The 13,408-nt window shown below is 40.2% G+C and carries 15 protein-coding genes and 1 tRNA gene; 4 read left to right on the top strand and 12 right to left on the bottom strand.

The window, feature by feature from the left end; genetic code table 11:
* Positions 1 to 36: 36 nt before the first annotated feature.
* The 3 genes from G529_RS0104455 to G529_RS0104445 all read right to left on the bottom strand — a co-directional run bounded on the left by G529_RS0104455 (position 37) and on the right by G529_RS0104445 (position 4,711).
* A complete protein-coding gene (locus G529_RS0104455; RefSeq protein ID WP_026914403.1) occupies positions 37 to 1,218 on the bottom strand; it encodes an AIR synthase related protein in 1,182 nt (393 codons plus the stop codon).
* 120 nt (positions 1,219 to 1,338) lie between these two features.
* Positions 1,339 to 3,525 carry a glutamine synthetase III family protein gene (locus G529_RS0104450; protein ID WP_026914402.1) on the bottom strand — a complete coding sequence of 729 codons (2,187 nt, stop codon included), beginning with the start codon at positions 3,523 to 3,525 and terminating at the stop codon, positions 1,339 to 1,341.
* 241 nt (positions 3,526 to 3,766) lie between these two features.
* On the bottom strand, positions 3,767 to 4,711 hold the full coding sequence (locus G529_RS0104445) for a calcium/sodium antiporter (RefSeq protein ID WP_026914401.1): 945 nt from the start codon (positions 4,709 to 4,711) through the stop codon (positions 3,767 to 3,769).
* 154 nt (positions 4,712 to 4,865) lie between these two features.
* Here G529_RS0104445 and G529_RS0104440 point away from each other — a divergent pair, with 154 nt between their 5' ends.
* Entirely contained in the window at positions 4,866 to 5,018 is a 153-nt protein-coding gene (locus tag G529_RS0104440; protein WP_026914400.1) for a hypothetical protein, read from the top strand.
* A gap of 5 nt (positions 5,019 to 5,023) precedes the next feature.
* On the opposite strand, the gene G529_RS0104435 is transcribed toward G529_RS0104440, so the two are convergent.
* Positions 5,024 to 5,536 carry an adenine phosphoribosyltransferase gene (locus G529_RS0104435; protein ID WP_026914399.1) on the bottom strand — a complete coding sequence of 171 codons (513 nt, stop codon included), beginning with the start codon at positions 5,534 to 5,536 and terminating at the stop codon, positions 5,024 to 5,026.
* Positions 5,537 to 5,546: 10 nt separating this feature from the next.
* Positions 5,547 to 6,200 carry a DUF2461 domain-containing protein gene (locus G529_RS0104430; protein ID WP_026914398.1) on the bottom strand — a complete coding sequence of 218 codons (654 nt, stop codon included), beginning with the start codon at positions 6,198 to 6,200 and terminating at the stop codon, positions 5,547 to 5,549.
* Between the two features lie 186 nt (positions 6,201 to 6,386).
* Between G529_RS0104430 and G529_RS0104425 the strand changes: the two genes are divergently transcribed.
* Positions 6,387 to 6,737: a hypothetical protein gene (locus tag G529_RS0104425; RefSeq protein WP_026914397.1), complete on the top strand. Its 351-nt coding sequence runs from the start codon at positions 6,387 to 6,389 to the stop codon at positions 6,735 to 6,737.
* A gap of 93 nt (positions 6,738 to 6,830) precedes the next feature.
* On the opposite strand, the gene G529_RS0104420 is transcribed toward G529_RS0104425, so the two are convergent.
* From G529_RS0104420 to G529_RS0104390, 7 genes are all read right to left on the bottom strand, one after another.
* Positions 6,831 to 6,904 (bottom strand) — tRNA-Arg (locus tag G529_RS0104420).
* Positions 6,905 to 7,038: 134 nt separating this feature from the next.
* Positions 7,039 to 7,872 (bottom strand): M57 family metalloprotease, encoded by an 834-nt coding sequence (locus tag G529_RS0104415; protein ID WP_026914396.1) that lies wholly within the window; start codon positions 7,870 to 7,872, stop codon positions 7,039 to 7,041.
* A gap of 99 nt (positions 7,873 to 7,971) precedes the next feature.
* The gene (locus G529_RS0104410; protein ID WP_026914395.1) at positions 7,972 to 8,247 is read right to left on the bottom strand and encodes an ATP-dependent Clp protease adaptor ClpS; all 276 of its coding nucleotides are present in this window, start codon (positions 8,245 to 8,247) and stop codon (positions 7,972 to 7,974) included.
* 55 nt (positions 8,248 to 8,302) lie between these two features.
* Positions 8,303 to 9,136: a 50S ribosomal protein L11 methyltransferase gene (gene prmA / locus G529_RS0104405; protein ID WP_026914394.1), complete on the bottom strand. Its 834-nt coding sequence runs from the start codon at positions 9,134 to 9,136 to the stop codon at positions 8,303 to 8,305.
* Entirely contained in the window at positions 9,136 to 9,888 is a 753-nt protein-coding gene (gene tpiA, locus G529_RS0104400; RefSeq protein WP_026914393.1) for a triose-phosphate isomerase, read from the bottom strand. The genes prmA and tpiA overlap by 1 nt, the downstream gene beginning before the upstream one ends.
* Before the next feature lie 145 nt (positions 9,889 to 10,033).
* A complete protein-coding gene (locus G529_RS0104395; RefSeq protein ID WP_026914392.1) occupies positions 10,034 to 11,128 on the bottom strand; it encodes a BT_3928 family protein in 1,095 nt (364 codons plus the stop codon).
* Positions 11,129 to 11,145: 17 nt separating this feature from the next.
* Positions 11,146 to 11,691, bottom strand: coding sequence for a DUF1599 domain-containing protein (locus G529_RS0104390; protein WP_026914391.1), 546 nt, complete (start codon positions 11,689 to 11,691; stop codon positions 11,146 to 11,148).
* A gap of 82 nt (positions 11,692 to 11,773) precedes the next feature.
* Between G529_RS0104390 and folP the strand changes: the two genes are divergently transcribed.
* Positions 11,774 to 12,604, top strand: a complete 831-nt coding sequence (gene folP / locus G529_RS0104385) for a dihydropteroate synthase (protein ID WP_026914390.1) — start codon at positions 11,774 to 11,776, stop codon at positions 12,602 to 12,604.
* A 30-nt stretch (positions 12,605 to 12,634) separates the two neighbouring features.
* Positions 12,635 to 13,408 carry a diadenylate cyclase gene (locus tag G529_RS0104380; protein WP_026914389.1) on the top strand — a complete coding sequence of 258 codons (774 nt, stop codon included), beginning with the start codon at positions 12,635 to 12,637 and terminating at the stop codon, positions 13,406 to 13,408.

The following is a 13,408-nucleotide window of genomic DNA, read 5'->3' as shown; positions in this document are numbered from 1 at the left end:
TCTTGCCCCGAGCTTATTTGAAGTTAATTTGTGTACTTAGCTATACTCAAACGTACCATACTCACTGTTAATTGTCAGCTTTTTACTGTCAGCTGCCTCTACTCTCCCCACTACCTGCGCGTCTATATTGAAAGACTTTGAAATTTCGATAACCTTATCTGCATGAGCTTCCTCGATATAAATTTCCATACGATGTCCCATGTTAAAAACCTGGTACATTTCTTTCCAGTCGGTTTTACTTTCCTTCTGAATAAGTTTGAACAAAGGTGGCGTAGGAAACATATTATCTTTTATAATATGCAGATCATCTACAAAGTGCAGAATCTTGGTTTGCGCCCCTCCACTGCAGTGTACCATTCCATTAATATTCTCAGCTCCAATTTCGGAGAGCAGCTTCTGAACCACCGGCGCATAAGTTCTGGTAGGTGATAGTACCAGCTTCCCTGCATCTACAGGACTATCCTCAACAACATCGGTTAAATTTCTGGTTCCTGAATATATCAGCTCTTCAGGAATAGCACTATCAAAACTTTCAGGATATTTTTCAGCTAAAGTCTTAGAGAAAACATCATGGCGCGCAGAGGTAAGACCGTTGCTACCCATACCGCCATTATAATCGGTTTCATATGAGGCCTGTCCAGAAGAAGAAAGACCAACGATCACATTTCCGGGTTTAATATTTGTGTTGTCAATGACTTTGTTTCGCGGCATTCTGGCAGTTACCGTAGAATCAACTATGATTGTTCTTACCAAATCTCCCACGTCTGCCGTTTCTCCACCAGTCGAATGAATTTCGACTCCAAATTTTCTCAATTCTGAAATTAATTCCTCTGTCCCATTAATAATGGCGGAAATTACCTCACCCGGGATAAGATTTTTATTGCGCCCGATTGTGGAAGAAAGCAAAATGTTACTGGTAGCCCCAACACATAAAAGATCATCAATATTCATAATTAAAGCATCCTGGGCAATCCCTTTCCAAACCGAAAGGTCGCCAGTTTCTTTCCAGTACATATACGCCAGTGACGATTTCGTTCCAGCACCATCGGCATGCATGATCAAGCAATGATCTTTACTTCCTGTTAAATGATCTGGCACGATCTTACAAAAAGCTTTGGGAAAAAGACCTTTGTCGACATTCTTTATCGCATTGTGAACATCCTCTTTTCCAGCAGATACACCTCTACCTGAATACCTTTTGCTAATTTCTTTGCTCATGAATATAACTTAGAGTGTTCAAAGATAACTAGTTTAGAGTATCTGGGAAATTATACCAGCTATTAAAACAAAAAAACCACGCTTTTAGCGTGGTTTTTCTTCTTCTAAAATCTTTAGAAATTATCTGGTGAAAAGTAATTCTCTGTATTTAGCTAACGGCCAGATCTCGTCATCTACCAATAGCTCCAGTTTATCACAGTGATATCTAATTTCTTCAAAATAAGGCTTCACATCATCACAGTATGCAAATGCTCGTTCTTCAGCATCCTCCATTTTATTCGCGATCTTTCTAGCTTCGATCATCGCATTCACGTTAGAATTGATGCTGGCAATATGAGAAGAAATGCTTTCAATGATTTCTAACTGCTCTTTCGCGTGTCTAGCGAAATCATCAGCATAAATGTCTTTCAAACCGCGTACATTCTTGATCAGGATGTTCTGGTATCTTATGGAAGTCGGAATAATGTGATTTCTGGCGATATCTCCAAGAATACGTCCTTCAATCTGGATTCTCATAGCATATTCTTCCAATTCAATTTCATGCCTTGCTTCGATCTCGGTTTCGTTCATTACTCCAAGTTCCTTGTACAGGGCGATAGTCTTCTTACTTACCTGCGCTTTTAAAGCTAGTGGCGTAGTTCTGTTGTTACTAAGTCCGCGTTTTTCTGCTTCCTTTTCCCAGGCTTCCCCATAACCATCTCCTTCAAATCTAATTTTCTTGGATTTCTTGATATACTCTCTAAGAACATTAAAGACAGCATCGTCTTTCTTCATTTTCTTGTCCTTGATAAGCTTATCAACCTCAACTTTAAATTCCTTCAACTGCTTCGCCACGATACTGTTAAGTACTGTCATCGCTCCAGCACAGTTCGCCAAGGAACCAACAGCTCTAAACTCGAACTTATTTCCTGTGAAGGCGAATGGTGATGTTCTGTTTCTATCAGTGTTATCAAGCAGAATTTCAGGAATTTTCCCAACAACATTCAGCTTTAATTCTGTTTTCTCCTGAGGGGAAAGTTTTCCATCGGTTACTTTCTCCAATTCATCCAGCACTTTGGTTAGCTGACTTCCTATAAATACTGAAATAATTGCTGGCGGTGCCTCGTTCGCTCCAAGACGGTGATCATTGGAAGCACTTGCAATCGCAGCTCTTAGTAATTCCTCATTGTCATAAACAGCTTTGATCGTATTTACGAAGAAGGTAAGGAACTGAAGGTTCTTCATTGGTGTAGAACCTGGAGACAATAAATTTACTCCGGTATCTGTCGCTAAAGACCAGTTATTATGTTTACCACTACCGTTGATTCCGGCAAATGGTTTTTCGTGCATTAACACGCTAAAATTATGTCTTTCACCAACTTTCTTCATCACATCCATGATAAGAGAGTTATGATCTACTGAAAGGTTTGCTTCTTCAAACACAGGAGCAAGTTCGAACTGGTTCGGTGCCACCTCGTTATGACGGGTCTTCACCGGAATACCAAGTTTCATACATTCGATTTCCAGGTCCATCATAAAAGCGATCGCTCTTGAAGGTATAGATCCAAAATAGTGATCATCCAACTGCTGTCCTTTCGCTGGAGAATGTCCTAATAAAGTTCTACCGGTCAAGGTGATATCAGGTCTGGATGCTGTAAGAGCCGAATCGATCAGGAAATATTCCTGTTCCCAACCAAGGGTAGCATTGACTTTCTTTACGTTTTTATCAAAATATTTAGCAACATCTGTCGCCGCATTATCAACCGCCTGTAAAGCTCTTAGAAGTGGTGTCTTGTTATCAAGAGCTTCTCCTGTGTAGGCTACAAAAACCGTAGGAATACACAAGGTAGTTCCCCAGATAAATGCTGGAGATGTAGGATCCCATGCAGTGTAACCTCTTGCTTCAAAAGTATTTCTTATCCCACCATTTGGAAAACTTGATGCATCAGGTTCCTGTTGAACTAGCGCTCCTCCTCCAAATTTCTCTACTGCGGTACCACCGTCCATTGGTTCGAAGAATGAATCGTGTTTTTCTGCAGTTGCACCGGTAAGTGGCTGAAACCAGTGAGTATAGTGAGTAACACCCTTGGAAATAGCCCATTCCTTCATTCCGGTTGAAATGTGGTCTGCTACATTACGATCAATTTTCTTACCCGTTTCGATGGCTTCCATAACATTGGTAAAAGCCTCCTTGGTTAAGAATTGTCTCATAACCCTTTCATTAAACACGTTGCTGCCAAAAATTTCGGAACGTCTTTTAGGTTCTTCAATCTTAACTGGCTTCCTGTTTAATGTTTCTTTTAAAGCTTGGAATCTTAAAGTTGACATGCTGAAATATTAATTGTGTTGGTTTATAAATGATTGAACTATCAGATCATCAGATAATTCAGTAATTATCAATTCAAGTTGCGAATATAAGTGATATGCACTAAAAAGTTAGTGCCGATTTCGTAAAAAATAAGCCCACTTTAAGACAACCCCCTATTTTTTAAGGGTTGTTTCTGAATTTTAACCAAAAATTAATATACAGCACCCCTTCTTCCGCAGGGATTTAATAAGGTATTAGGATTTAAACTATAGTAATGAGGATAAATATGGCATAGGCGACGATTAGACCAAAGCCTTCTTTTCTACCCATCTCTGAAGGTTTAGGAAGTAGTAATAAGGGTAATAATGCAAATGCTATGGCCAGCATCCAGATCATGTCATTGGTCAGAATTGCTGAAGATTGTACCACCACCGGTTTGATTAAGGCCGTTAATCCCAAGACAGACGCGATATTAAAAATATTGGAGCCTATGAGATTACCCAGGGATATGGCTTTTTCCTTTTTCATTGCTGCGATTAGGGATGCTGCGAGTTCTGGAACGCTGGTTCCAATAGCGATAATTGTAACAGACACAACCCTTTCGCTAATGCCGAGTTGAGTGGCAAGATCCACTGCACCCATCACCAGTAATTCTGAACCGCCCCACAAGGCGAGAATACCAATTACTAACCAGATTCCCAGTTTTATACTCCGCACATCCTGCAGGGAAAGATCTACCTCATCTGCAACGACTTTATCTTTTCTTCTCGATCGCTTGATCAACAAAAACATATATCCTACCAGTCCAAGGAGTAAAAGCCCTCCTTCCAATCGCGACAATACGTTTTCACTCTGTAGAAAGAAATAAAGCACTATGGAAAATAACATCATGACTGGCCAGTTGATCTTATAAAAATCACGATCTACCATCAATGGCGACACCATTGCCGTTAATCCCAGCACCAGGCCTATATTAGCAATATTAGAACCTATCACGTTACCCAGTGATATATCTGAAAATCCATCGATAGCAGCCTGCAGGCTCACCAAAAGCTCTGGTGCTGAAGTAGCAAAGGATACCACGGTGAGACCAACCACCATTCTGGAAATACTGAGTTTGAGAGAAATTGCTACAGAACTTCGAACCAGGAACTCTCCTCCTATTACTAGCAGGACAAAACCAACAATTAGAAAAACAATGCTCATAGAAGGTATTTTTTTGCGAAGATAGAGGAATTCGAAGACTTGCCTGAATTTCCACTCAATTTGCACACGGCATAATATAATCCAGATTTGCAGAAGGAAGTTGATTATGCTGGGAATGAATATTTTGTACCTTTCAGAAATAATAGCATGACCAATGACAAAATCATTTTTCAAGTTGCTCGCAAGGATCAATAAGAAAATCCTTCCCAGTTATTCCAAAAAAGAGCTGGACCTACAAAAAGCAAATAAAATACAGATGGCCATCATTGGCTGGCGACTTTGGGTCACTAAAAACTCTCTGGATTGATTGGACTAGTAATGAATGAGTGACACCACATCGTAATTCGAAATACGTTCTCTACCGCCAAGAAAATCGAGTTCGATCAAAAAGTTACATTGCACGATATTGCCTTTGCATTTTTCTACAAGATTGCAGGTAGCAAGCGCGGTTCCGCCGGTAGCAAGCACATCATCGTGTATGAGCACGTTTTCACCTTCCTGGATTGCGTCCTGATGAATTTCCAGACTATCGCTTCCATACTCCAGGTCGTATTCCTGTTTGAAAGTTTTAGCAGGTAGTTTACCCGGCTTTCTCACCGGCACGAAACCAGCTTGGAGCTCCTGTGCCAGCAGGCTTGCGAAAAAGAAGCCTCTGGACTCCATACCCACAACTTTATCTATTTTTACGTCTGAAAGCCTGGCTACAAAACCAGCGACAACTTCTTTCATCGCTTTATGATCCAGTAGTAATGGGCTTATATCTTTGTACCCTATTCCCTGCTTCGGAAAGTTCTCTATTTCACGAATATATTTCTTCAGTTCCATAATTTTTAGATCAGACTGTGATTGCTTTGTTTAAATAATTTCTGAAAGGTAGCATCTGCTTATATATTTCTACCAGTTGTTCCTGAAAATCACTGCTTAAAATTTGTTGTTCCGAAAGATCCAACTGTACCGCGAAGGTCTTATTGCGAAGCAACTCAATATGTGGATGATCCTTAGCAAAGCCTTTGGGTGCAGTTTTCAACTTATCGTCATCCAAAAGTCCGCCGAATGTTCTAACAAATGAATCCTTATTAACAATTTCCTGAAAAACCTCACCATTATAGTCTATTGCCGATCGTATACTATCAAGAATAGTCTTTTTTGGTCGATAGAATCCTCCGGCTACAAAACTTCCGTTTATTCCAATATGAATATAAAAATCTCCTTTCTCCGGCTTATCATCCAGCCCGGCTCCAAAATGATCCTTATAAACCGGTTTATTTGGATGAAACATCAAATTATTATTGATTCGGTTAATAGCTCTTCTACCTTCAGTAGGCGTATAATTTTCATCTATGGCTGCGAGTTTTATATCAAGTTCATTCAGCCAGGTTATATAGGAATCACGAATTTCATGATATTCATTGCGATGCTCATTCATCCAGTCCACAGAATTATTTCTATTTAATTCCTCTAAAAAAGAAAATATCCTACTGAAATCCATACATACAGTTTTGCGGGACAAAGATCGAAGAAAAGTACGAATGCACAATAATCAAACAGGATCAAGCCCCTTGTACAACACCTATTAAATTGATTTTTAAGCAATTGAGCTCAAGTAATTCCTAATAACGTTAATGAACCATGATAGCATATCCTATATTTATAGAACCAACCATTAAAACATGCTATGATGCTTTTCAAAAAACTGGGTGATGATATATTCGCTCCTGCACTCAGGGCGACAGCATTAATAGATGCTAAACAGCCAAAGTTCAATTATTATCTTTCATCAAGGATAAGAGGACCTTTGATTGACCTGGACATCACTACCAAAATCTTTAACGAAAATAAAATGTTCGTGCGCAAGTCGAGCTACCGCGTAAAGCTTGGACAGATTGAAAGCTGTGTGAAGCAGAATCTTATTGAGCATATGCTATTACTGGGACTTCCTGAACAAGAGATTCCAGACAGCCTGAAATCTGATAATTTCAAAGCAGATGTCATCAAAAACGTTAATCGCGGGATCTATAGTGAATGAACTTAAATACCCCCTGGTAAAAAGCTCTGTTGGAAAATGGAGCTTTTTTATATTTAGACATAAAAAAAACTGCAACCTAAGTTGCAGTTTTTGTGACCTCGCCAGGATTCAAACCTGGAACCTCTTGAGCCGTAATCAAGTGCGCTATTCAGTTGCGCCACGAGGCCTTTAATATATTGCTTCGCTGTTTTGCTAAGCGGGTGCAAATATAATTGCTTTTTATAAAACTAAAAAGTGTTTTCAAGATAAAAATGAAAAAAGGCGGAATGAACCGCCTTCTTTAGTGCCCGATGTTTGGTTTTTAGTATAAATAATTAAGGGCAACTGTATCGTAATAGCCAAATTCGCCATCTTCGTTTCCACCAAAACAAGCTAGCATGATCGAATTGGCATCATAACCTGTTGGCGTGCCCGGAATATGAACAGCACCATCTGATCCGGCAGACTCTCCGCTTTGACCGCAACTTTGACGGCTAAACCAGTCGGTATGTCTTAAACCTACGGCATGGCCAATTTCGTGTGTTATCACATGTTCGTTGGTATTGGTATCGTAGTTCTGCATTCCAGAGAAGATCTGTACATATTTGTAAGGATTTCCATTGCTTGGGAATCCTGCCACGCCTCCTGCCTGACCATTGTTGGTCTGGTAAACTACGATGTCATAAGGCTGATAGTTCGTGCCGAACGTAAGGGTAAAGGTGATTCCCAGATCCAGCGCATTGTAATTCCCAATGGCATACTGCAATGCTGTACGCTGTTTACTGGACAAGGCCTGGCTTCCACCTGTGTAACCAATCACATTGACAGTTCGAGGAGAGCTTACCAGATTATTAGTGCGATACTGTTTGTCTGTAATAAATGCAGACGACATGCTGAATAACTGATCTTTGGTCATCGCAATGTCTCCTTCAATCAGGTAATTTTCCATGGTGCTACCATCTGGCAGCATCATCATTTGCTTTTCTACATGTTTTGAATTGAAGTTAAGATCTGTAATTCTTTGAAGAACGTCCTTGGAAATCTGATCTTGCTGTACCTGAGCTGCTTCAGTAGCAATATCTGAAACATCTTCTTTTTCACAGGAAGCAAAGATTAATACTCCCAGGGATAGGGTAAAAAGTGTAATTTTTCTCATAAGTAAGTTTAGGTTAATGGGGCACTTATGAGGTTAAACTACATTATAAGCATGTAACTATCTAATATTTTATGTTAAATGTAGGAATTTTCCGTAGTGTTAGACAATTTCCGCACTCAAACCGGCATCCAGCAATTTGGAACATCTTGGCTCCAATTCCTTATAAGGTCCGGTTTTGACCGTACATTTTCCCTTATAATGTACCAGAATACTACATTGTTCTGCCTGCTCCGGAGTGTGATCACATGCGTAAATCAATGTTTCTATCACATGATCGAATGTGTTGTAATCGTCATTATACAGCACGATCTCGTTTTCACGCTGTTTTTTGGTTTTCAGGTCAACCTGCTCTAAAACTTCCTCTTTGGTACTCATCTTCAACGTATCTAATTTTCTGAAAGCTGCAAAGATACAAATTAATGTAACAAGCTTATAATGAAAACTTTGCAGCTACCCAGTTATTTCTTTCTATATGTTCAACAAAGCTTAATCCATGCTTTTCACATGCCGACTTTATCACTGGCAGGTCTTCTGTGTAAAATCCACTAAAGTATATATTCCCTTTAGGCTGCAGACACTGTGTATACGTTTCCATATCCTTCAACAAAATATTTCTATTGATATTGGCCAGGATCACATCATACTTTCTACCAGGTAATAACTCTGCTCCACCTTCTTCAACCTTAATATCATCGCATTTGTTACGGTCAATGTTTTCAAGCGTATTCAGGTAACACCAGTTATCGATATCTATGGCTTCCACAGGAGTTGCGCCTTTCATTCTTGCTAAAATGGCAAGCACCCCGGTACCACATCCCATATCCAAAACAGATTTGCCTGTCCAGTCATTCTTTAAAATATGCTGGATCATCATATGAGTGGTTGCGTGATGACCTGTTCCAAAGGACATTTTGGGTTCTATCACTATGTCAAATCTGGTATCTGGCTTTTCATGAAAAGGCGCTCGCACACTGCATTCCTCATCTACTAAAATAGGTGTAAAATTCTTTTCCCATTCTTCGTTCCAGTTTACCCTTTCGATTTTTTTTACTTTATAATCAAAGCTGAATTCTTCAGATTTCAGGATCATTACTTCGTCCAGTAGATCGTCTGCATATTGTTCTTCTGGCACATAGGCGGTGATCCCATCTTCATTCTCCACAAAACTCTCAAAGCCGAGCTCTCCAAGTTCTGCGATCAATATTTCTGAAGCCGGGACTACCGGCTGTATCGTAAAATGATATTCGTAATAATGTCCCGTCATTAAAAAGCGTTTACGATCTCGAGAAAATCAACTGCTTTTAAACTTGCACCACCAATCAGTCCACCATCTACATCCTCTTTTGCGAAGATCTCTCTGGCATTGGCTGGTTTTACACTGCCTCCGTAAAGGATTGAAGTATTTTCAGCTACACTGGCGCTAACATTGTCTTTTAGTAAAGTACGAATATGTTTGTGCATTTCCTGAGCCTGTTCCGGGCTTGCAGTTTCACCGGTTCCAATTGCCCAGACTGGTTCGTAAGCCAGAATGATATTTTTCCAGGCTTCTTCTGAAAGATGAAATAAAGCTTCTTTCAACTGTGATTCTACTAAACTGAAGTGTTTGTCATTCTTACGGTCTTCCAGCTCTTCCCCAAAACAAAATATCACTCGCATTTCAGCGGCGATCGCGGCGTCTACTTTCTTAGCCAGTTGTTCATTTGTTTCATGAAAATATGCGCGTCTTTCACTATGCCCTAGTATTACCGTAGTAACACCGATACTTTTCAGCATTTTTGCAGAAATTTCTCCGGTATACGCACCGTTCTCACTTTCATGCATGTTTTGAGCCGCCACGATCACGGGAGTATCCTTTAGCGCCTGGAAAGTAGGATAAAGATTGGTGAAGGCTGGAGCTACCATCACAGTTGCTTCAGGTTCCTTTACCATTTGCATTTTCATTTCACCAAGCAGTTCTTCAGTCTCGGCAAGATCATTATTCATTTTCCAGTTTCCGGCTACTATTTTTTCTCTCATGATAAGTGTTTTTCAGTGATTGGATGCTTTCCTGCTATAGGTTTCAGCATAAAACACAAATATAAGGAAAGACTGAAATACGAAATCCTAAACCGAAGCTAAACCTTCAATTTTTAGGATTTTCAGAATAAATAAAGACAGATGTTTATAATTTGATATCTGCAGCGTCGAACCAGTGCTTTTTCTGCTCCACCGTACCAGACCTCAACACCAGAATACCTGGATTTGCCCTGATAATCGTTTTAAGCGCAGTTTCGTCTACCTGATAAAAATCAAAGTTCAGTTCGAATTTCTCATTAAGCTGGGCCTGCAATTTCTTACCCGATGCGGTGAGCGCAATAACGCGGTAACCTTTGCCCTGCGCCTCCTTTGCCAGGTCCCTGATTGCCGGATACCCATCCATTTCAGTAGACCTGATATTATATATCACCAGCATCAGGACCTTATCCGCTGTAAGAATTTCAGTAGTCACATCACCTTCCGGACCTTCGATCGCAAAATCATGAATTGGCGGAACATAACCTTCTTCGATCTCTATCGTTTCCACACCAATAAACTCTCCATTCACCTGTGGATAGGCTCCTTTATTAGTAATGATCTTCTCCTCACCATCCATGTTGAATTTCCATTGGTATTCGTACACAGGTTCCTGGGCGCCTTCTGGCACAATCATATTTGCAGTGATATTGTTTCCAATCTTATAGGGCCTGAAATCCAGCACCGGGAGATGCATCAGGACATGATAACAAAATGCGAAACATGCCATAAAACTCAGGAAAATTACCCATTTGTGATATTTCTGCGGAAATAGCGGCTCGATATATTTCTGATTGAAGAACATTATCAATATAAGAACCAGCAAAACAACATCCTTATAAAAAGATTCCCACGGAGTAAGTGGAATTGCATCTCCAAAACAGCCACAATCGGTCACTTTATTGAAATATGCAGAATAAAAGGTAAGGAAAGTAAAGAAAATGATCATGAGCAACAGGCTCCAGCTCGTGAATTTTCTTGCGTACCCAATGAGAAGCATGATCCCAAGAACCAGCTCGAAGATCACCAGTAAAATAGCGATAATGAGAGCAAAGGGTATTAGTGCCGGAAGGTCCAGTACCGGTTCACTGAAGTACTCCTGTAGTTTATATGAAAAGCCTACCGGATCATTCAGTTTAATGAATCCGCTGAAGATGAAAAGCACACCTACCAGGATTCTGCAAATACCAACAATTGCTTTCATAAACTATAAATTCTAAGTTATTTTTCTGCTTCCTGAAAATGGATCATCGCAAAAACAGCATAGTTGATCATGTCCTGATAATTCGCGTCGATACCTTCACTAACGAGCGTTATGCCCTTATTGTCTTCGATCTGCTTTACCCTCAGCAGTTTCTGTAAGATAAGATCTGTAAGAGAACTAATGCGCATATCCCGCCATGCCTCGCCATAATCATGATTTTTATCCATCATTAGTTGCTTAGTTGCGGCAATGTTTCTGTCATATAGATCTATTGCGTCCTCAGGTCTAAGATCAGGCTGATCTGCAATACCTTTTTCCAGCTGAATCAAAGCCATTACCGAATAATTAATGATCCCGATAAATTCAGATTTCTCGTCCTCATCAACTTTTCGAACATCACTTTCCTGAAGTTTTCGTATTCGCTGTGCTTTGATAAAGATCTGATCTGTTAAGGAAGGTAATCGTAAGATGCGCCACGCACATCCATAATCCTGCATTTTATTCAGAAAAAGACTGCGACAACGGCCAATCACATCATCGTATTGTTCAGAGGTATTTTGCATGAAGTAGCTGTAATTTCCGTAAATTTCGGTCAAATTTTTCAGATAGTCAAAGTTATTTGAACGACCAAAATTCAGCATTCTCATGTTTATAAATTGCCGTGGCAATCTCATCGACCTCTCAGAGCCAAAAGTGATGGGTATCATTAATATTACTCCAGATTCTTTTTTTGAGGGAAGTAGAAAACAAACTGATACCGAGATTCTTTCCTCTGCTGAAAAAATGCTGAAGGAAGGAGCGAGTTTTCTGGATCTTGGCGCATATAGCTCCAGGCCTGGCGCTCAGGATATTTCAGAAGAAGATGAATTGGACCGTTTGATCCCGAAGCTCAAATTGCTGGTACAACATTTTCCGGAAGCAGTCTTTTCCGTAGATACTTTTAGATCCAGAGTTGCGCGAGAAGCTGTAGTACATGGTGCCGCGATCATCAACGACATTTCTGCCGGAAATCTTGATTCAGAAATGCTCAAAACGGTGGCCAGTCTCCAGGTTCCTTATATCATGATGCATATGAAAGGAACTCCGCAAACTATGAAAGACCTGAACCAGTATGAGGATCTCACCGCAGATATCCTTTTTTATTTTTCTGAAAAGATCTCGGCAGCCAGAAAGGCAGGAATCAATGATCTAATTATCGATCCCGGCTTTGGGTTTGCTAAGAACATTGCTCAAAACTTTGAGCTCCTAAGCAAACTGGAACTTTTTGATAACCTGGAACTTCCCATTTTAGCCGGACTATCCCGAAAAAGTCTCATCTGGAAAACCCTGAAGTCTACCCCTGAAAATGCGCTGAATGGCACCAGTGTTTTAAATACCATAGCCCTACAAAAAGGAGCTACAATTTTAAGGGTACATGATGTAAAAGAAGCGATGGAATGCATCAAATTGACCGCTCAACTCAATAACTATGTTTAGTTTTTCTATTTTTACAAAAAACCACTGCATTTGGACATCATAGATCTTCGCATCCTCGATATTCTAGATATTGTTTTTGTCGCGCTTCTACTTTACTATGTTTATAAACTGGTAAGAGGTACCGCGGCGGTCAACATTTTTATTGGGATCGTGGTGATCTACCTGGTCTGGCTATTAACCCAGCTACTTCAAATGGAACTGCTCAGCAGTGTTCTGGGAGAATTTGTTGGCGTTGGTGTATTTGCTCTAATTGTAGTTTTTCAGCAGGAGATCAGGAAATTTCTTCTAATGATTGGTTCCACAAATTTCACCCAGAAAGGCAGATTCCTGCGTACCTTCAAAATTAGCCGGGATGATGTTCGCTCAAAACTGGATGTGGAAGCCATTGTAGATGCCTGCGAAGCGATGGGAAAAACCTATACCGGGGCATTGATGGTCATTCAAAAAAACAACAAGCTGGACTTTGTAAAGAATACTGGTGACAAAATGAAGATCAAGCTGAATCAGCCCATTATAGAATCCATATTTTTCAAAAACAGTCCGTTACACGATGGAGCAATGGTCATAGAAGAGAGTATGATCACCGCTACCAGGGTGATCCTGCCAGTGTCCAACGACAGATCCATTCCTCTAAGATTCGGACTAAGACATCGTGCTGCGGTAGGGATTACTGAGAAAACTGATGCGCTGGCTCTGGTGGTTAGTGAAGAGTCTGGACAAACCTCTTATATCAGGGATGGGCAATTTGTCATGTTCGAAACGATGGACGAATTAAAGGTGAAGATCAAAGAAGACATTAGCTAA

Origin of the sequence: Christiangramia portivictoriae DSM 23547 (assembly GCF_000423045.1) — a bacterium.
Taxonomy (GTDB): Bacteria; Bacteroidota; Bacteroidia; order Flavobacteriales; family Flavobacteriaceae; genus Christiangramia; species Christiangramia portivictoriae.
The sequence above is the reverse complement of the archived record's forward strand: the minus strand, read 5'-3'. Positions and strand labels throughout refer to the sequence as shown.